Source organism: Mycobacterium ahvazicum (assembly GCF_900176255.2).
Taxonomy (GTDB): Bacteria; Actinomycetota; Actinomycetes; order Mycobacteriales; family Mycobacteriaceae; genus Mycobacterium; species Mycobacterium ahvazicum.
In genome coordinates this window covers 995,422-1,014,420 of the sequence record NZ_FXEG02000003.1, presented here as the reverse complement: position 1 = coordinate 1,014,420, position 18,999 = coordinate 995,422, and the positions used below count along the sequence as shown (strand labels likewise).

18 protein-coding genes are annotated in these 18,999 nt (G+C 65.9%); 8 read left to right on the top strand and 10 right to left on the bottom strand.

From position 1 onward, the window contains the following. Positions 1–855 (bottom strand): sulfurtransferase, encoded by an 855-nt coding sequence (locus tag MAAFP003_RS17485; RefSeq protein ID WP_096288889.1) that lies wholly within the window; start codon positions 853–855, stop codon positions 1–3. Positions 856–968: 113 nt separating this feature from the next. Here MAAFP003_RS17485 and MAAFP003_RS17480 point away from each other — a divergent pair, with 113 nt between their 5' ends. Continuing rightward, on the top strand, positions 969–1,433 hold the full coding sequence (locus MAAFP003_RS17480; protein ID WP_243394097.1) for a hypothetical protein: 465 nt from the start codon (positions 969–971) through the stop codon (positions 1,431–1,433). On the opposite strand, the gene MAAFP003_RS17475 is transcribed toward MAAFP003_RS17480, so the two are convergent. The 4 genes from MAAFP003_RS17475 to MAAFP003_RS17460 all read right to left on the bottom strand — a co-directional run bounded on the left by MAAFP003_RS17475 (position 1,430) and on the right by MAAFP003_RS17460 (position 6,728). Beyond that, complete coding sequence (locus MAAFP003_RS17475; RefSeq protein WP_096288887.1) at positions 1,430–2,572, bottom strand: glycosyltransferase; 1,143 nt, start codon at positions 2,570–2,572, stop codon at positions 1,430–1,432. The genes MAAFP003_RS17480 and MAAFP003_RS17475 overlap by 4 nt on opposite strands. A 191-nt stretch (positions 2,573–2,763) precedes the next feature. After that, a complete protein-coding gene (locus MAAFP003_RS17470) occupies positions 2,764–3,942 on the bottom strand; it encodes an AAA family ATPase (RefSeq protein WP_096288885.1) in 1,179 nt (392 codons plus the stop codon). A gap of 34 nt (positions 3,943–3,976) precedes the next feature. Beyond that, complete coding sequence (locus MAAFP003_RS17465; RefSeq protein WP_096288883.1) at positions 3,977–5,566, bottom strand: Na+/H+ antiporter; 1,590 nt, start codon at positions 5,564–5,566, stop codon at positions 3,977–3,979. Between the two features lie 91 nt (positions 5,567–5,657). Next, complete coding sequence (locus tag MAAFP003_RS17460) at positions 5,658–6,728, bottom strand: DUF5685 family protein (RefSeq protein ID WP_096288881.1); 1,071 nt, start codon at positions 6,726–6,728, stop codon at positions 5,658–5,660. 180 nt (positions 6,729–6,908) lie between these two features. Here MAAFP003_RS17460 and MAAFP003_RS17455 point away from each other — a divergent pair, with 180 nt between their 5' ends. From MAAFP003_RS17455 to MAAFP003_RS17440, 4 genes are read left to right on the top strand one after another with little or no spacing between them, the layout of a single operon-like run. Then, positions 6,909–7,343 (top strand): protease inhibitor I42 family protein, encoded by a 435-nt coding sequence (locus MAAFP003_RS17455; RefSeq protein WP_096291233.1) that lies wholly within the window; start codon positions 6,909–6,911, stop codon positions 7,341–7,343. Positions 7,344–7,382: 39 nt separating this feature from the next. Then, entirely contained in the window at positions 7,383–7,862 is a 480-nt protein-coding gene (locus MAAFP003_RS17450) for a hypothetical protein (RefSeq protein ID WP_133160869.1), read from the top strand. A 9-nt stretch (positions 7,863–7,871) separates the two neighbouring features. After that, on the top strand, positions 7,872–8,573 hold the full coding sequence (locus tag MAAFP003_RS17445) for a mycothiol-dependent nitroreductase Rv2466c family protein (protein WP_096288877.1): 702 nt from the start codon (positions 7,872–7,874) through the stop codon (positions 8,571–8,573). 9 nt (positions 8,574–8,582) lie between these two features. Beyond that, the gene (locus MAAFP003_RS17440) at positions 8,583–9,227 is read left to right on the top strand and encodes a TIGR03085 family metal-binding protein (protein WP_096288875.1); all 645 of its coding nucleotides are present in this window, start codon (positions 8,583–8,585) and stop codon (positions 9,225–9,227) included. A 63-nt stretch (positions 9,228–9,290) separates the two neighbouring features. On the opposite strand, the gene MAAFP003_RS17435 is transcribed toward MAAFP003_RS17440, so the two are convergent. The 3 genes from MAAFP003_RS17435 to MAAFP003_RS17425 form a co-directional block, all read right to left on the bottom strand. After that, entirely contained in the window at positions 9,291–10,304 is a 1,014-nt protein-coding gene (locus MAAFP003_RS17435) for a TIGR03617 family F420-dependent LLM class oxidoreductase (RefSeq protein WP_096288873.1), read from the bottom strand. A gap of 25 nt (positions 10,305–10,329) precedes the next feature. Then, positions 10,330–12,630 (bottom strand): putative bifunctional diguanylate cyclase/phosphodiesterase, encoded by a 2,301-nt coding sequence (locus MAAFP003_RS17430; protein ID WP_096288871.1) that lies wholly within the window; start codon positions 12,628–12,630, stop codon positions 10,330–10,332. 193 nt (positions 12,631–12,823) lie between these two features. Next, positions 12,824–14,209, bottom strand: coding sequence for an FAD-binding oxidoreductase (locus tag MAAFP003_RS17425; RefSeq protein ID WP_096288869.1), 1,386 nt, complete (start codon positions 14,207–14,209; stop codon positions 12,824–12,826). A gap of 137 nt (positions 14,210–14,346) precedes the next feature. On the opposite strand from MAAFP003_RS17425, the gene MAAFP003_RS17420 reads away from it, so the two are divergent. Next, a complete protein-coding gene (locus MAAFP003_RS17420) occupies positions 14,347–15,798 on the top strand; it encodes a serine/threonine-protein kinase (protein ID WP_243394096.1) in 1,452 nt (483 codons plus the stop codon). A gap of 78 nt (positions 15,799–15,876) precedes the next feature. Here MAAFP003_RS17420 and MAAFP003_RS17415 read toward each other — a convergent pair whose 3' ends face one another. Next, on the bottom strand, positions 15,877–16,452 hold the full coding sequence (locus tag MAAFP003_RS17415; protein ID WP_207768550.1) for a TetR/AcrR family transcriptional regulator: 576 nt from the start codon (positions 16,450–16,452) through the stop codon (positions 15,877–15,879). Positions 16,453–16,556: 104 nt separating this feature from the next. Here MAAFP003_RS17415 and MAAFP003_RS17410 point away from each other — a divergent pair, with 104 nt between their 5' ends. Continuing rightward, positions 16,557–17,303 carry an SDR family NAD(P)-dependent oxidoreductase gene (locus MAAFP003_RS17410; RefSeq protein WP_165796426.1) on the top strand — a complete coding sequence of 249 codons (747 nt, stop codon included), beginning with the start codon at positions 16,557–16,559 and terminating at the stop codon, positions 17,301–17,303. Between the two features lie 38 nt (positions 17,304–17,341). Beyond that, on the top strand, positions 17,342–18,226 hold the full coding sequence (locus tag MAAFP003_RS17405; RefSeq protein WP_096288863.1) for an alpha/beta fold hydrolase: 885 nt from the start codon (positions 17,342–17,344) through the stop codon (positions 18,224–18,226). A gap of 22 nt (positions 18,227–18,248) precedes the next feature. Here the strand turns inward: MAAFP003_RS17405 and MAAFP003_RS17400 are convergent, their stop codons facing one another. Beyond that, positions 18,249–18,935 (bottom strand): helix-turn-helix domain-containing protein, encoded by a 687-nt coding sequence (locus MAAFP003_RS17400; RefSeq protein ID WP_096288861.1) that lies wholly within the window; start codon positions 18,933–18,935, stop codon positions 18,249–18,251. Between the last annotated feature and the right edge of the window lie 64 nt (positions 18,936–18,999).

Genomic DNA, 18,999 nt, shown 5'->3' with positions numbered 1-18,999 from the left:
CTATTCGGGTCCGTGAGCGACGGGGAGGCTCGGATCCGAAGACCATTCGGACCACGATCCCGGGTACAGCGCGGTCTCGCGGCCCATCGCCGCGAGCGCCGCGACCGCGATGGTGGCGGTCACGCCCGAGCCGCAGTAGGCGCCCAACGGGCCGGTGCTGTCGATGCCGCGATCGGACAACTGCTGGGCGAGCGCGTAGTCACCGAGAAACGTGCCGTCGGCCGCCAGCACCGAGCCGCTGGGCAGATTCCGTGCCCCGGGAATGTGACCCGCGACAGCGTCGACGGGTTCGGAGTCGCCGCGATAGCGTTCCGGTGCGCGCGCATCGAGCAGTGTCACGTCGCCCGCGCCGGCTTGTTCGGCGGTCAGGGTAGGTAGAGCTCCGGCGTACAAATCCGTATGGGGCACAGTCACATTCCCCGCCTCCGGGGTGACGTCGCCCGTCTCAAGGCTTCGCCCGGCTGCCCGCCATGTGCCCAGTCCGCCGTCCAAGATGCGGACGTTCGCGAGTCCGGCCGCGGTCAGCACCCACCACGCGCGCGCCGAACCCGCGCGATTCCAGTCGTCATAGACCACGACCAATGCGTCTTGCCGGATACCCCAGCGGCGTGCGGCGTTTTGCAGGCTTCGTCCCGAGGGCAGCGGGTGACGGCCGCGGCCGGACACGGTGTGATCGCTGAGTTCGTCGTCGAGCGACACATAGACCGCACCCGGGAGGTGGCCGTCCCGGTACGTCGCCCGGCCGTCGGGTTGGTCGAGCCGCCAACGGACGTCCAGTATGGTCAGCGGATCACCGGCCTCGATCAGTTCGGCCAACTCCGTGGCGGTGATCAACACCTGGTCGCGCGGTTCCACGGTCCACCTCCTCGTCGTCTTCAGCGAGCCTAGCCCGCGGACCGAAAGCGTTTCGTCTCAGCAAACAACGGCGTAGCGTCGGCTATCAGCACCGGCCGTCGACGGGAGCCGATATGGGCAACATCTATCGGATAGCGCTCGCAGCGGGCATCGCGCTCGCGGCCGTGCCGGCGATTCCGGCCAATGCGATGCCAAATACCCAGTGCACGCTGACAACACCGGTGACGGAAGTGCGCAGCCTGTCGCAGTTGCCGCCGGAACTCGTCAAACTCCTTCCGCCGATCGCCGACGTCGGCGCGCCGTTCAACAAGACGGATTCGGTGACCGATCCCTCGTTGCCGTTCCGGCGGCTGATCCGCGCCGGCAACCGCGACGCCGACTGGTTCATCTGGTACGAACACGGCGGCGCGGGCTACTTCTGGCAAGCAGTGGTGGCACGCGTGTCACCGGGCAGCCCGCCGACGGTCATCGCAAATGCCGGAACCATCACCGACACCCTGTGCAGTCTCACCGACGGCGCCTTTGCCGGCCGCGTGCCGCCCTATCCGGCGGGCTCGTGGGGTGCGTCCGACTTTTAGGCGGTGTTCTCGGTGTCGTCGTCCGGCCCACCGATCGCGGGTCCCAACGTCGCCAGCATGCCGGCCGCCGCCCGCTGCCAGGTGAAGTTCTCGGCACGGCGCCGCGCGGAGGTCCGGCGGTGGTATTCGGGCAGGCTGATGACGGTGCCGACGGCCCTGGCGATGGCCTCCGGGTGGTTGTCGGCCGATGCGCCGCTGTCCGGGGTGATGATCTCGGTGAGTGCCGAGGTGCGCGAGACCACGGCCGGCGTGCCGCATGCCAGCGATTCCAGCGCGGCCAACCCGAACGTCTCATGCGGACCCGGGGCCAGGGTGACATCCGCCGAGGCCAGCAGCCCGGCGACGGTGTCCCGGTTGGAGACGAACCCGGTGAAGTCGATCGGCAGCCCGGTGGCCTGGCGCTGCAGCTTGGCCCGCATCGGGCCCTCGCCCATCACGACCAGTCGGGCATCGACGCCGAAATCGCACAGCGCGGCCAGCGCGTCGATGCTGCGATCGGCCCGCTTCTCCACCGACAGCCGGCCGCAGTGGACCAGCAGAAGCTGGTTGGGCGTGGCCCACTGCCGGCGGACCAGCGCGGAGTGCCGACTCGGGTGGAAGGTCTTCAGGTCGACACCCAGTGGCACGGTGACGACGTTCTTGGCGCCGATGCGGTCGAATTCCTCGCGCGCGAATCCGGTAGTGCAGACGACGGTGTCGTAGTCGGCGGCGGTGCGGCCATTGGCAAAGTCGGCGAGGCTCCGCGCCGGTCGCTTCGGAAGTACTTGTCCGGCAAGGCGATCCAGCCGCTCATGCGAGATCATCACGGTCGTGGCGCCGTGTTCGCGGCCCCAGCGGCCCAGTGACCTCAGGGTCAGGCGGTCGGAAACTTCCAGCGCGTCGGGTTGCAGCGCTTCCAGCAGCGCCTTGACCGGACCTGGCATCACCGCGCGATAACCACCGGTGAAGGGAATCAGCCAGGCGGGCATAGTGATTCGCACCACACCCGTCGGCAGTAGGGTACGTTCGGCGCGCGGCCCGGGAACGATCAGAAAAACTTCATGCCCGTTGGCGCTGTATTCCGCGCCCAATCGGTCCACCGCGGTACGAAGACCGCCGGACCGTGGGCCATAGAAATTAGCGACCTGTACTACGCGCATATGCAGAGGACACGCGGCGGTTGTGTGCGTTCAACGATGCGGACCTGACGTGTGCCTTAACAGTCCATGAATTCGGCTGGTTATTCGCCGTCCTTCAGTGTGCCTTCGGGGATTTGAGTGTGCGGCCACGGTGGCGATACCCCAAGCCGGGCCAGGTCACCCAGGACGCACACTCGGTGCGACGCTGGCACTCAGCGTTTTCCCCAGTCCCAGCGCGGTGTGCTGAGCAGGTCCTGGCCGGTGATGCGGGTTTCGCCCCAGTCCTTGTAAAGCTCGATTTCCACGGCCCCGCCGCGATCGCTCTCCGCGACCGGCACCGTGTCGAGAAACGTCAGCAACGACCGCGAGTGCGTCACGACCACAACCTGAGTCTGCTCGGCGGCGGCGCGGATCAGTGCGGCAAGCGGTCGCACCAGGTCAGGATGCAGCGAGGTCTCCGGCTCGTTGAGCACCATCAGCGACGGCACTTCCGGGCTCAACAGCGCGGCGGCCCACAGCAGGAATCGCAGTGTGCCATCGGATAATTCGGCCGCACGCAACGGACGCAGCATGCCACGCTGGCGCAGCTGAACGTCGAATAACCCGTCGTGGATCGCTACCGAGATCGTGGCGCCGTCGAAAGCGTCTGCGATGACCCGGCTTAACTCGTCGGATCCCGATTCGAGGATGGTTTGAATCGCCGCGGCCAGGTCGCTGCCGTCGTCGCTCAGCACCGGGGTGCGAGTGCCCACCTGCGGATGCCGGGCGGGCGCTCCGCCGTCGACACGAAACCCGTCGTAGAACCGCCATCCGCGCAGTCGCTCCCGCACCGCCGCGAGTTCGGGAAGCGCGTGCGGGTTGGCGTACTCGGCAAGCACGCTGCGGTACAGGGGCAACGATCGGCTCAGTTCGTCAAAACCGTTGTCGGCGTTGACGGCTTCGGCGAACGCCCGTGATCGGCTCACCAGCGTCGCACTGGGCCGCAGCACCGGTCCGGCGAATATTATTTCCCGTTTGATCTCGGGATCGCGGACGAAGACCGACGGCCCGGCCGACTGCGGGATGCCGAGGTCGACTAGATAGCCGAAATCGTCTGCGGCGAAGCCCATTTCGAGCGAGATAGGCCGGGTGCGAACCGTGCCTTGGGTCTTCTGGGAGCGCCGCGCGCCCTTCAGTTGCTCGGGGCCGGCCCACAGCACCGATTGCAACCCGCCCTCGCGGGCCAGCGAGCCGATGACCTCACCCCGGCCGCAGTCCGCCAACAGCCGCAGCGCGCGGTAGACCGACGACTTCCCCACGCCGTTGGCGCCGGTGATGAGCGACAACCGCCCCAGCGGCAGGATGACCTCGCGCAGTGACCGGTACCCGCGGATCGCGACCGTCTGCAACATGTCGCCGACTGTACGGCGGCACACCGACTCCCAGTCAGCTGTCGGCGGTGTCGAGCAGTTGCACCTCTTCGAGGTCCATCTCGGCCTGCAGCTCGCGCAACACCAGGTCGTCGATTACCCGTTGATTGCGTAGCCCGACGATGGCCCGCCGCTTGTGCTCGAGCACCCCGAGGCGCACCCGCCGAACCATGTCGTCGCGCCGGGCCAGGTCGCCGGTCGACGTGCCGTCGTCACACTCCGTCACGAGCGCCGCGTGCTCGTCGTATTCCTTTTGCAGGCGGCTCAGCATTTTCGGGCTGACGCCGAGTTCGCCCGCCACCACCGGCAGCGCGTCGAGCGCGGCCTTGGCGCCCGCACTGCGGGCCAGCTGGAGCTCGGCGGCGTAGGCGACGTCTTCGGGCATGCGCGCCCACCGAACGACCGCCGGCAGCGTGATGCCCTGAACCAGCACGGTGGTCAGGATGACGACGACCACGACGAAGATCAGCAGGTTGCGGTCGGGGAACGGTGCCCCGTTCAGCGTGGTCGCCGGGACGGCGAGCGCCGCAGCGAGCGAGACGGCGCCGCGGAATCCGGCCCACGCGGTCACGAAGCGCTGACGCCACGGGACACGACGCTCACGCTGCACCTCACGGCGGTCGATCAGGCGCAGCAGCAACGTGGTGAATTCGCCCCAGAAGATCCGCGACACGATCACGACGCCGGTGACGGCGAACGCGATGAACAGGGCGTGGCGCAGTCCGCCGTCGACGCCGTTGATGCCGCGCACCGCGCCCGGGATCTGCACTCCGACGAACACCCACAGCGAGCCGTTGATCAAGAACGTCGCCATGTCCCAGAAGCCGTAGGACAGCAGCCGGGACCGGGCCCGGATCACCACCGGCCCGGAGTACGCGAGCACCAGCGCCGACACCAGTACCGCGACCACCCCGCTGCAGTCGAAAGCCTGGGCCAACAAGAACGCCGCGAAGGGCGTCAGCAGGCTCATCGCTCCTTCTTCTTGCGGCGCGTCGATTCGTTTGCGGGCCAGGGTGACCAGCCCGCCGACCAGCAGCCCCGCGGCGATACCGCCGAGGTAGGAGCCGATGAAGCGCAGGACCAGGTCGGTCGGGCCGATTTCGGCCCCGCCGACTGCGACGTGCACGGTCACGAAGAACAGCACCAGCGCCGTTCCGTCGTTGATGAGGCTCTCGGCGCGCAGCACGGTGAGCGTGCGGCGGGGCAACTTCTTCGCCAGGCCCGCCACGGCGGCGGCGTCGGTGGGGGAGAGCACGGCGCCCAGCACCGCCGCCGTGTGGGATTCCATGCCGAGTAGGCGAGCTGTCCAGGACACGGCGACGGCGGTGACGATCACCAGGATGACGGACAGGAAGATGATGATGCGCAGGTTGGCGCGAACCTCACGCAGGCTGGTGTCCAGGCCTTCCCAGTACAGGATCGCCGGCAAGAACAGCAGCAGCACGATCTCGCCGTTGATGTGAATGTGGGCGAACGCGGGGATCAGGCCCAACAACGTGCCCAGAAAAATGAGCAGCACCGGAGGACCTACGCGATAGCGCCGGCCGAACACCGTTCCGACGATGACGGCCGACACGAGCGCAACGATGACTTCGAGCCCAAACACGTGCCCATCCTGCCGTACGGGACCGCGTCTAGTTATCTGGGCCGAGACACGTCACAAACATGTAATGGCGCAACGGGTTCGACGAGCCGCCTTACGAGCAGTCGCAGCAGTCTCCACAATCGCAGCAACAGTCGCAGCCATCGCAGCAGCAAATGCAGGTGCCGTCACCGCGCCCGCCCTTGCGCTTGTTGCCGGGGTCTGGGGTCTCGCCCTCGGGGTTTTCGCCGGTCGGATAGCCGGCACCGACGGGCTGATTCCCGAAGTTGATGCCCTCCTGCTGGCCGTGCGGGGTCCCGCAGGTGGGATGGCCGGACCGGCTGAAGGTGCGCGAGATCGCCCGTCGTACCTCGCGGGTCAGCAACCGCTGGGCCAGGCGGCCGTCGGTGAACTCGACTTCGGCCAGGGCCAATTCGATGCCGAGCGCCGCGTCGTCACACAGCACACGGGCCTGCTCCATCGGAGTTTCAGTGGCGGCCAACGGGTTCCACTTACCGCGGGCGAGGTCGTCGTGGTAGTCCTCGACCGCGTCGAGCAGGTGTGCGACCCGTCCGAACAGCTGACCGATCTCGCGCAGCGGCGCCTGGTTGCCCGGCCGGCCGGCCAGCAGTGCGGTGTGGGCGAACGCCTCGGCGACCGCGATTTCGGTGGGCTCGGTCACCAGCAGCAACGAGCTGCCCGGCCCGGCCGTCGCCTCGAGCCTGCCCTGGCGGTCCATCGCGGCGACGAGCACGCCGGTGTCGAATCCCAGGGTGTGACCGGTGTCGGTGCCCTGGCGCACCCAGCGCTCGGCGATGCGGCGCGCGGCCGGTCGCACACCGACGGCCCCGACCATGCCGTCGTGGTCGTCGACGTGATCGCGGACCCGGGCCGCGGCCAGGGCCAGGGACACGACGGCGGCCAGTCGTGCGCAGTCGCCGGTGGCCACCTCGGCGCGCCGCATGCCACGCCCCGGGCAGGGCCCCGCCTTGCGGCGGGTGGGCTGCTCGGGGGACTGGGCTTCGACCAGGAGGGAGACCACCAGGCCGTCGTAATTGGTGGCGATCCGCGCGGACTGGCCATAGTCGTCGCGGAGTGCCAGACACAGTCCGCACAGTTGGGCGGTCCAGGCTGCTGCGAGCTCACTGCCGAGTCGATGACGGCAGGGTCGAATGATGCCGAACATGCACAGAAGCTACCCGACCCACAGCAAACGCGTGCCTAAAAACGCCGACCTGTGATCGGCGACGGCAAAGATTGCCGCGAGGGAAAATCGCGCTGCCAAAATGGTGATCATCACAGTCCTGCCCCCAGGACGCCGAACGGGAACATTCTGCGCCCCGCCATAATGGAGGCGATGACTGTCGTGAAGATCAGGTTACTGATGACCGTCGCGATTCTCGTCTCGTCGATGCTGGTGGGTTGCCACTTCGAGAGCAGAAACCCGCCGACGTCCAAGTCCCTTGTGGTTCCGATGGAACAGGTGCTCAAGCAGAACAGCATCACCCAGAACGTCACGTTGGCGGTGGGGAACACGCTGAAACTGCAGCTGGGCGCAAACTACAGCACCCCGTTCCGGTGGCAGGTCGACACGAAGATCGCCGACGGTTCGATCATCGAGCAAACCAGCCACCAGTACGTACAGCCGAGCACCGATGCGATGGGCGCGCCCGGCACCGAGATGTGGATGTTCACGGCGCTCAAGCCGGGGACGACGACGATTTCCACCTATTACTCGAGCTTCGTGGGCAAGAACACCGCGCCGGTGTGCCAGTACACCGCGATCGTGACTGTGCAGTAAAACACTGCGGACGGCCACTGCCTCAGCTAACGTCTGGCTGTGCTTGGCTTACTTCGCAAATGGGCGCAGTTGACCAATGTGCCCGCCGAGCTGCACGCCGAGCTCGAAGCCGAGGGGCTTATCTTTCTGGCCGGCCGGGTCGGCGTCGTGCGGCATTTCAGTGGGCATGTCCCCGGTGTCTTCTCGGCCTCGGGTGTCGCGCGCTATTCGGGTGCGTTCGCATTCAGCGCCGCACGGCTGGTCGCCACTTTCCCGACGCGTGGAGACGCCGATCTGCGGTCCATCGACTGCCCTTGGGATACCAATAAGGGTCCGGCCGCCGCGACGATCACCCGTAAGGGTCTGCTGATCGACATCGATCTGCGCGGTGTCGACCCCGCTTTCAGCGGTTCGATGAAACTGCATTACAAGCGACACGTGCCCGACGAGGTGTTGGAGCGGCTGCCGACCCGTTCGCTGCGGTTCCCGGTTGACCCGGTGTTCGTCTATCGCGCCGCGGGAGTGCGTCCCAAGTCGTAGGGTCAAGCGATGAACACCGTGGTGGACTTCCACTTCGACCCGATGTGCCCCTTCGCGTTTCAGACGTCGTTGTGGATCCGCGATGTGCGTGACCAACTGGGCACCACCATCAATTGGCGGTTCTTCAGTCTGGAAGAGATCAACCGGGCCGACGGTAAGAAGCATCCGTGGGAGCGCGACTGGTCCTACGGCTGGTCGCTGATGCGGATCGGTGCGCTGCTGCGTCGCACCGACATGATGTTGCTCGACCGGTGGTACGCCGCGATCGGCCACGAACTGCACACCCTGGGCGGCAAGCCGCACGAGCCCGCGGTGGCGCGAAAGTTGTTGCGCGACATCGGCGTCGACGAAGCGAATCTCGATGCGGCACTTGCCGACCCGACGACCCACGACGAGGTTCGCGCCGAGCATCAGACAGTGGTGGATGCGGGCGGCTACGGTGTCCCGACGCTGTTCATCGACGAACAGTGCCTGTTCGGCCCGGTGTTGGTGGATCCGCCGACCGGGTCGGCGGCGCTGAGACTGTGGGACGTGGTGACCGGGATGGCCGAGCTGCCGCATGTGTACGAGTTGCAGCGGCCCAAGACGGCGGCAGACGCCGAGCTGATCGGGAAGAGTCTGCGTCCGTACCTCGACGGTCGCGATTGGGTCAGCATCAATCGCGGTGAAGTCCTCGACGTCGAGCGGCTCACCGGTGGATCCTCGGGCTGAAATACCGCGATGGCCGATGTTTGGCTGGACACCCAAGAGCGCCTGGAGCTTTGCGATCTGTTCGACGAGCTCGGCCCGTCGGTGCCGACGCTTCTTGACGGCTGGACTGCCCGCGATCTCGCCGCCCATCTGGTGTTGCGGGAGCGTGATCTCGTTGCCGGGCCTTGCCTCGTGTTGCCCGGGCCCTTCGGCCGGTTCGCCGAGCGGCGGCGAGCGGGATTGGCGCGTCGCGAGGACTTCTCGTGGCTCGTCACGCGAATCCGGTCCGGACCGCCCGTCGGGCTCTTCCGCATCGGATGGGTTCGCGCGATGGCGAATCTCAATGAGTTCTTCGTTCATCATGAGGACCTGCGCCGAGCGAATGGGCGAGGCACTCGGAGCCTCACGCCCGCGATGGATGCCGCACTGTGGCGAAATGTCCGCCGAGGTGGTCGATTTCTGAGTAGACGTCTTCAGGGCTTTGGGCTCGAAATCCGCCGGGCCGGAACCAGCGAGTGGGTGACGGCTGTAGCGGGAGATCCCGCGGCTCTGCTCACCGGAGAGCCGGGCGAGCTCCTGCTTTACATTTTTGGGCGTCAAGCCGCCGCACAGGTGCAAGTCGGCGGACCGCCGGAGGCGGTTGCGGCCGTGCGCCGCACGCGTTTTGGCATGTGACTTTGTCGCCGGCGGGGAGCACGACGTTTTGCCCGCCTCTGAGCGACAATTCGCGGCTTGGCGTCACTCACGCAGCTGGCGGGCGACCTCCCCATACCGCTCGAAACGCTCGTCATCGCCCAGGGCGTTGTAAAGGGCCACGCGCGTGGCGATTCCGCCGTACTTCTGGGTCAGCGCGTCGGCCAGGCCGTCCCACGTCGACTCGGTGGCAAAAGCCGCGATGTGTTCGTCGCTGATCTGGGCCGCCATGCCTGCGAAATCGCCGGCCTTCTGCTTCTCGCGGATGCGGGCTGTGGTGCCCTCGAATCCGGCCTCGTCCCAGATGAATGCGTAGTTGGGGGTACTGCCGTAGAAGGCCATGCTGGTGCGCACCGTCTCGCGTTGAGAGTCGCGGTCTTCGTCGCTGTCGCCGACGATCGTCATGACCGGGACGATGATCGCGACGTCCGACGGTGAGCGCCCGGCCTGCTTCGCGCCGGTGGCGATGTTGGGCAGCACATGACGCTTGAGGTAACCGAGCTCGCCGAGCGGATGGACGTGCACGCCGTCGGCCACTTCGCCGGCCATCCGCAACATCCACGGATTGACTGCCGCGACATCGACTTTCGGATCGGGCGCGTCGATCGGGCCCGCGCTCCACTGCGGCGTGATGAAGTCGAGGTCGTAGAACTCGCCGTGGTGATCGAGCTTGCCGGTGCGGAAGGCCGAGAAGCACGCCTTGACTGCCAGCACGTAGTCGCGCAGCCGCGGGCCGGGGTGTTCGAACGCAACACCGTAGCGGCGCACGACATGCGTGCGCACCTGGGTGCCCAGGCCGAGCCGGAAGTTGCCGCCGGTCGCCTCCTGTAGCTCCCATGCCGCGGCGGCGGTGACGAAGGGGCTGCGCGGAAAGGCCACCGCGACACCGGTGGACAGCTGGAGTCCGGGAGCGGCCTGCGAGGCCACCGCGGCGTTGAGGTAGGCGGTGCGGCCGGTTTCGGTGAACAGCATGCCGGAGAAGCCCGCGGCCTGGGTGCGCTGGGCCACGCCGCCGATCTGAGTCAACGGTTGCGGAACCGTCATCACGTCAATGTGCACGGCGCAACCCTATGCCTTGGCGTGATCACTGGGTCGCGAGCGTGGCATTCTGCGAGACTTGCGGAATCTCAGAGGCAGGCACCGGGGGACAGAAGAAGTTGCCCTGCACGGCGTCGCAACCGTATTCCCTAAGCCGCAGGGCTGTTTCCGCGTCTCCGACACCTTCGGCGATCGAGGCGATGCCGAACTTGGTCGTCAACTCGATCACCGACCGGACGATGGTGGCGGCGCGTTCGTCGTGCAGAATCGGCGCGATGAAGAGGCGGTCGAGTTTGACGTCGTCGATGGGCAATTCGCGCAAGTAGGTCAGTGAGGCGTAACCGCTACCGAAGTCGTCGATCGCCACCCGAATACCGGACTCGCGCAAGCGATCGAGCACCGCGCGGGCCTTCGCCAGGTCCGCCACCAACAGGTCCTCGGTGATCTCGACCGTGAGCGAACTGGGGGACATGCCGCGCGCATCGAGCAACGACATGATGCGGTCGGGCAGGGCGTCTTCGTCCAGCGAGGGCGCCCACAGGTTGATCGCGACGGGGATAGCCGCGCCAGCCGCGTACCAATCCGACGCGTCGGCGACCGCCCGCGACAGCACCAGGTCGGTCACAGCGTCCATGAGCCCGTGATCGCGGACCAACGGCAAGAATTCGCCGGGCTCGAGCGTGCCGAGTTCTGGGTGTTCCCATCGCACCAATGCTTCGGCGCCACAGACGGATCCGGTTGCCATGTCGAATTTCGGCTGGTACAGCAGCGTCAGCAGGCGATCGTCGATGGCTCGTCGCAGCTCACCCAGCAGTTGCAGGCGGGCCATGCTGTCGTCGTGTGTCGGGTGTTTGCCGCGCCGATCAAACATGGCGGGGGTGAAAGTCTGCACATCGGTCGAGCTGGCCTGCTGAGCCCAGCGGCGGGCCGCGTTGGCCTGGTCGAGAAGCTCGGCCGGCATCAGGACCGAGCCAGGTTCGGTTCCGGCCGAGGCCAAGCCGATGTTGAGGTGTATGTGCAGCCGATGATTCTCGAGTTCGAGAGGCTCGGCGAAGGCATAGACGAGTTTTCTTGCGACCTGTGCGGCGACCTCGGGGCGGTCTTGGACCAGGATGGCGAAGTCGTCTCCGTTCATCCGCGCGACCGTGTCGGCGGGGCGCACATTGATTTGGAGCCGCTCACCGACACTGCGCAGTAACTCGTCGCCGACGGCATAACCGAGCGTGTCATTCACCATCTTGAAATCACTGATGTTCAGCGCAATTACGCTGGCCGGGACGCCGTGGTGAATTTGCAGCCGAGCCGCGTGCGCGAGCCGATCGTCGAATAGTCGCTGATTGGCCAACCCCGTTAACGGGTCCCGCAAGGCCGCTTCTGACAGTTCGGCGGCCAGATGTTGCTTGCGGTCGAGCAATAGCAGGTGGCGGGCGACCGTGGTTATGAATAGCACCACGCAGACCGAGAAAATAAATGCCTCGGCACGGGTCGTGGGCCAAAAGTGCACGGCCCCGACGGCGATGGCCAACAGTACGGGCCCGTACGGCAGCCACAGCGAAATTTTCGGCAGCGGCTGAGAAAAGCCGAGATCGAGCTCGGGCCCGGGGCGAGACGCAATTCCAGCAAGGGCGATGAAATATATTCCGATGGCCCAGCCGAAAATGACGATGTCGTGGGGCACTCGTTCGGGATGATCTTCCCAGACGTGGACGATTCCGGCCGTCGCAATGGCCGCCCAGCCCACGGTCATAAATGTCGGCGAGAGTTTGCGGCCCGGCTCGGCTTTCCACACGGTGATGGTCGACATCACGAAAAGCCCGGCGTACACCGCGGACGCGGCGGCCAACAACATCAAGGGCATGGTGACAATTTGTTCGGGTTGGCCGAAATGGCCCAGCACCAGGATGGCCAACACGATCAACAACGACGCCGCGACGAGGATGCCGTCGAGCAGGAGGCCGATCCCGAACCGGGAGTCGTCGCGGCTGGGAATGGTGGCGGCGGTGGCCAAGGCGCACAGCGGCAAAATGACGAAGCCCAAGTTAGCCGCCGAGACGCCCGCCATCGGGGGAATGCCGCCCAGTGTCACGTAGCACCACACCGCCTGGCCGGCCGTCCAGCCGGCCAGCCCGATGCTCATCACGGTCCACGCAAGACGTTGGCGACCGCGACCGATCCGCGCGGCGCCGACGGCGCAGTCATTGGAGAACATGCCGATAATCCAGAGTCCGATCGGACCGGTGGCCGCCCGATCTGAGGGACCGGTTCTGGTGAACAACAGCAAGCCGAACACGAGCAGACCGACAGTCGCCAACGCCAGCGCGGTTCGGCGTCGCGTCAGTGAGAACATTTCTCCTGCCCTGTCGTATGCGGTTGTCCGAAGCAGAATAAGGCACGGTGCGGGCGTCCGTGCTCTCTATAGTGGTGCTCTTAACAATTTCGCCGAAAAGTCTTCGGGTCGTTACGGGGTGGGCTGTCGCGCTATACCAGAAGTACGCCGGTGATAGCGATTCGGGAATGAATTCGCAATCGGTGATGCGATGTCACTGGCGTTCTGCGGCAAAGATGACATCGGGGTTGAGGATGCCGGCCGGGTCGAAAGACAGCTTGATCCGGTGCAGCAGGTCGACCTTGACGGGGTCTTCGAGCTCGCGCCAGTACGGAGCCTTGGCGCGGCCGAGCCCGTGTTCACCCGAGATCGCGCCGCCCAATTCCATTGCGAGAGCGAAGATGTCGGTGAGCAGGCGCTTGCGGGTGTCGGGGTCCTTACAGAAGATCGCCAGGTGCACGTTGCCGTCACCGGCGTGGCCGCAGCCCGCCGCGCCGCCGCCGGCCGCCGTCGCCAGGCCGCGCACGGCCTCGAGGAACTTCGGCATGGCCCCGCGCGGTACGACGGTGTCGATCAGGTCGTCGGCGCCGATCGCCTTCAGCGTCCAGAACGCGTTCTCCCGTGCCTCGATCAGCTTGCGCGCCGAACCACCTTCCAGCACATAGGCATCTACGGCTCCGAGCTCGGCAAGCAGCTCACCGGCCCGCTCGATATCCTGGTCCAATCGGTCCGCGGTCCGGTTCTCAAGTCCCACAACGAGATACGCCTGACAGCTGTCGCGGATCTGGTCCGGGACACCGAGTTCGAGGTTCTGGGTGTGGACGAGGGCGGCCATCGTCAGGTTGTCGATGTATTCGAGGATGTAGGGGCCCAAGCCGCTGGCGATGACCTGCGGCACCGCTTCCATGACCTGATCGAAATCGGCGAACGGCGCGAGCACCGTGGCGCTGTGCTCCAGGCGCGGGTGCAGCTTGACGATCACCTCGGTGGCCAAGGCCAGAGTGCCTTCGGAACCGACGATGAGTTGGGTCAGGTCATAGCCGGTGGAGACCTTGGCGATCTTGCCGCCGGTGCGGATGATCTCGCCGGTCGGCAGCACGGCTTGCAGCCCGAGCACGTTATGGCGGGCGATCCCGTATTTGACCGCGCGCATTCCGCCGGCGTTGGTGCCGACGTTGCCGCCGACGCTGGAGGACAGCTCGCCGGGCTGGACCATGTAGCGCAGGCCCGCTTCGGCGGTGGCCTCGTCCAGCTCGGTGAGCGTCACGCCGGGTTGGACGACGGCGACCTGGTTGGTGGTGTCGACTTCGAGGACCTTATTCATCCGCTCAAACGAGATGACCAGCCCGTCCTCGCGTGGCAGTGCCGCGCCCGACAGGCCGGTGCCGGATCCGCGGGCGGTCACCGCAACCTGGTGCTCGGTGGCCGCTTTCAGCAGCTGTGCCACCTCTTCGGCGGTGGCGGGTTTGGCGACGTATGCGGGCCGCTGCGGCGGATGATTCAACTCCTCGTCGTGCCAGTAGTCGTCGGGGATGGCGTCGCCTGCGAGAAGGGTGTGGCCGCCGACGATTTCCTTCAGGCGGGTCGCGATGTCGCTCATGAAGGCCTCACCTTCTGACTGTGCGTGCCGATCAACTCTATAGCCGTCGGCGTCGTGAGCCGCCGCACGTTATGTCGAGGCCGATAGCGGGAACTCGCGGGGCTGACTGTCTTCGGGGTCGGCGGAAGGAATACGCATTGTTCTACCGTTCGCGTCTGGGTACGCGGTTCGGGCCTTACGAGCTGCGATCGCTCCTCGGCGCGGACGACACCGGCGAGGTATTCGGGGCGTACGACACGGCTAACGATCGGATGGTTGCCCTCAAGCTGGTGCGTGCAAAGATCGCGCGGAGTCCTGGTTTCCAGCAACGCTTTTGGCGAGAAGCCCAAACGGCGGCACGAATACCGGAGCCGCATGTCATCCCGGTGCATAACGTCGGCGAAATCGACGGAGTGCTCTTCGTCGATATGGAGTTGATCGAGGGCCGCAGCCTGCGCGATCTGCTGCACGAGCAGGGTGCGCTGGAACCGTCGCGTGCGGCGTCGATCGCCGGGCAGGTGGCACGTGCACTGGATGCGGCGCACGCCGCGGGGCTGGTGCACGGCGATGTGACGCCGGAGAATGTGCTGCTCACGCGAGACGACTTCGCGTACCTGCTCGACTTCGGCACGTCGCTTTCCGGCTCATTGGCTTACCTGGCGCCAGAACGGTTCAGCGGCGGCCGGATTGGACCTGCTGCGGATATCTACTCGCTGGCCTGCGTGCTCTACGAGTGCCTCACCGGTCAACCGCCGTATGACGGGGCTGACCGGGAGATGCGGGACGCACACCTGTTCTTGCCGGCGCCGCGACCCAGCATCATGCGCCGGGGCATCGGCCGTGGCCTCGACGACGTCATCGCGGGCGCGATGGCAAAGCAGCCCAGCGAACGGTATGGATCCGCGGGGGAGTTCGCCCGGGCGGCCAGAGAAGTGGTGTCGCCTTCTCATGAGCCGGTTGCTGCGGGGCCGCCGCTGCCCCGCACCCGGCCGTTCCCGGCGATCTATCCGAATGCGGATGACACCGGTTTCAGCCCGTATGCGCCGCCTTCGGCGGAACCTACCGGGGCGTCATGGTCTGCGCCCGCGCGTCGCATCCATGCACCGCTGATTCTCGCCGCGGCGGCAGTGGTGGTGTTGATCGCCGGATTGATCCTGGCGGTGATATCGGTGTTCGGTGGCAGCCACAACGGCTCGCCACCCAAGTCGGTGACGGCGGCGCCACCTGTGCCGTCGGCCGCGCCGTCGACGACCCCGACGCCCAAGGCGCCGACGCTGTCACGGCCCGTGCGGGGCGCCGACGGGTTGGGGTTCGTCGGCGAGACCGCGCGATGTGATCCGGGGAATCCGCCCGCCGCCGTGGTGCGCACCCGCAAGTCGCTGGCAGTGGTCTGCCAAAACCTCAGTGGTACTTACTATTACCGTGGTGAACGGATCAGCGACCGAGCCAACATCGAACTGTCCAACGCCGAACGCGTCGACGATGGATTCGACGTCACCAATCCGGTCGACGGCGTCGTCTACCAGGTCCGACCCGATCGACTGAAGATCATCAGCAACGGTCACGTCGATTCGTCGGAGCGGGTGCTGGAATACGCCACGGCGTCGTAATCGGGATCCCGCGGGCCGAGAAGGCCTGTTTCGTAAGCACTTTGGGCCTGAGGCGTGCACGCCACGCCATGCCTGCTCTCACTGGCCCCCAGCCACCGCGTTGATCAGACGTGTCACGAACTCGTCATCCACCGGTTCTTTGGAGAACCAGCGTCGATAGAAGAGCGGGCCCACCAGGCTGGCGACCACCTCCTTGGGCGGCCGGTCCGAGGAGATTTCGCCGCGTCGTTGCGCGCGATCGGTCACGGCGACGAACGGCGACATCAGTGCTTCGTGAAGGGCGGCCTGCACGCGGGCCAGCTCCGGATCGCGTTCGGCCGCATCGACGATCGACGGCAGAATCGACGCCCATTGGGCGCCCCGCAAGTCCGCGGCGAGGTCGCGGACCAGTGTGGCCATGTCGGCCTCGAAGCTGCCGCTGTCTGGAATCGGCCGAGACGCGCCGAGTTTGGAGCACGCGTCCAGCAGCAGGGCGCTGCGCGATGGCCAGTGTCGGTAGATCGTCGTTTTCGCAACGCCTGAACGACGGGATATCTCTTCCACGCTGACTCCGCCGATGCCGCCCTCGGTCAGCAGACGGTACGTCTCCGTGAGCACTGCCTCGACGGAGCGCTCGACCCGCTTGTCGATGCCGGTAACGGTCGGTTTCTCCACGGACTCATTATCGCGATCTTGACCTCCGTTGTAACGCTACGCTACCGTAGCGTATTGTTTAGCGAATCGAGTGGATCACGGGCGTCGAACGAGGAGTTCATCAGGTGAAGGTTGAAGGAAAGCTCGCCGTGGTCACGGGCGGGAGTGCCGGCATCGGTTTGGCGATTACGAAAGCGTTGCGAACCGCGGGGGCCGACGTGCTGATCGTCGGCCGCAACGGAGCCCGGCTTCAGGCGGTCCAGGACATCGACCCCCATATCCGAACCGTGACCGCCGATCTTCGCGATAGTGCCGAGCGGACAAGGCTTGTCGATCAGCTCAGCGGGGGCCGCCCACTGGATATTTTGATCAACAATGCGGGCACCATGACCCGGATCGACCTTCGGGACTCGACGGCCCAGACCGTGATGGACGATGAGGTGGCCGTTGACCTGTTGGCGCCGATGCACCTGTCGATCGCCTTGCTGCCACTGCTGCTCGATCGATCCGAGGGCGCGATCGTCAATGTGACCACGGGCCTGATCTATGCGCCATTGGCGGCCAATCCCGGCTACTCGGCGGCCAAGGCAGGCATGCACGCGTTCACCCAGGCGCTGCGCCAGCAGACCAGGAAGGGTCGGCTACAGGTCATGGAAGTGCTGCCGCCGACCGTTGACACCGAACTGACCCGTGGCTACGGCGGCCCGAAAATCGCCCCGGCAGCGGTTGGCAAAGCGGTTGTCCGGGGGCTGACAACAGGGCGCACCGAGTTGAGAATCGGGCAGGTGAAATTTCTCTATCCGATGTCACGGCTGATGCCCAACGGCACCTTCTCGATCATGAATCGTTTTGTCACCCAAGAGCAGAACTGAACGCTGAGCGTCAAACATCAAACGAGAGAAGCAGTTTCATGACCGATGCACCGGAAGTTCCGCCGTGGCTAGACACAACGTTGTTCCCCTATGTGAACCACTATCTCGATATCGATGGCAATACCGTGCACTACGTCGACGAAGGCGCCGGACCGGTGCTGCTGCTCCTACACGGAAACCCCACCTGGTCATTCTTGTATCGGCACATGATCGCGGAGCTGTCCGGATCTTTCCGATGCATTGCCCTCGACTATCCCGGATTCGGGCTCAGCACTGCCCGTGAAGGCTACGGTTACAAACCTGTCGAGCACTCCGCGATCGTCGAAGCCTTCGTCGAAGCGTTGGGGCTGACCGACATACGGTTGATGGTGCAGGACTGGGGTGGCCCGATCGGGCTCGGCTTCGCCGGCCGCCGTCCCGACCTGATCCACTCGTTGATCATCGGTAACACCTGGGCATGGCCGGCCCAAGATGTCACACACATCGCCATGTTCTCGCGTATCGCGGGTAATCCGGTCAGCCGGTGGCTGATCAAGCGCTTCAATCTTTTCGTGAGGCTGCTGATGCCGTTTGGCATCAGCCGCAGCTTGACCGCCGCCGAGAAGGCCGCCTACCGGGGGCCGTTCCCGACACCGAGATCCCGAGTGCCCACCGCACTGTTCCCTCACGAAATCCTCGCCAGCCGAGCCTTTCTCGCCGACGTCCAAGCCGGCTTGCCTGCACTGGCCGACAAGCCGGCACTGATCGTATGGGGCGATGCTGACACCGGATTCCGGGCCAGCGAGCGTCAGCGATTCGAAGCCGCGTTCGCGCACCACCGCACGGTCATTCTGGGCGGCGCCAAGCACTTCATTCAGGAGGACAGCCCCCAGCAGATCTGCGCGGCAATTGTTTCCTTCGAACAGCAGACGTGTGGCGGGTAGTACCCGCGCAGACGCGGACTCCTCACCTAGTGGGGTTGTGCACGACGACGGATAAAGCGCGCGCGATTCTCGTTGTGCGATTGCGGTATTGGTGTGGCGTCGCGGGGTCGAAGGCCAGGGAGTCGCCCTCACCTAGTCGCAGTGTGTCGAAGCCGATGACGGCCTCGAGCTCTCCTTGCAGCACGTACAGATACTCACGGCCGTCGTGCCTTACGGCCTGGCCACCGTCGCAGGACTGGCCACCAGGGGCGTAGACCACCTCGAGGAAGTCGACCCGGTCATCGTGCGTCGGAGTGAGTCGCTCCCAGCGGACCCCCGTCGAGAGTTCGATGACGCTGCGATCGCCAGCGCGTTGCACGATTCCCGTCCCGTTGGCGCCGCTGGCGCGACCCCAGTGGTGCGACGCGGTGGGTGGTGCCGCGAAAGTATCGCCTGGCGCTGAGGACGCGGGCGCGGTTTTCGGGAATTCGCCGGTGCCGAACAGGGAGTCCAGCGAGACGCCGAGCTCATTGGCCAGTGCGTAGACGACGCTAGCGGACGGTGTGGTGACTCCGCGTTCCACCTGCGAGACCAGACTCGCCGAGCAGCCGGCCCGGCGCGCTAGTTCCCGCACCGAGATCCCCCGCGCGTTCCGGAGCTGTCGAAGCCGCGGGCCCAGGCCCGTCGCCGTCCCCCCGACCGTGGGAGCCGTTGATCCATCTTCTGTCACAGTTGTTCAGACCGTCCGCTATGTTGTACAGCTGCTTCCCGGTCAGCGTACACAAAAGCAGCCA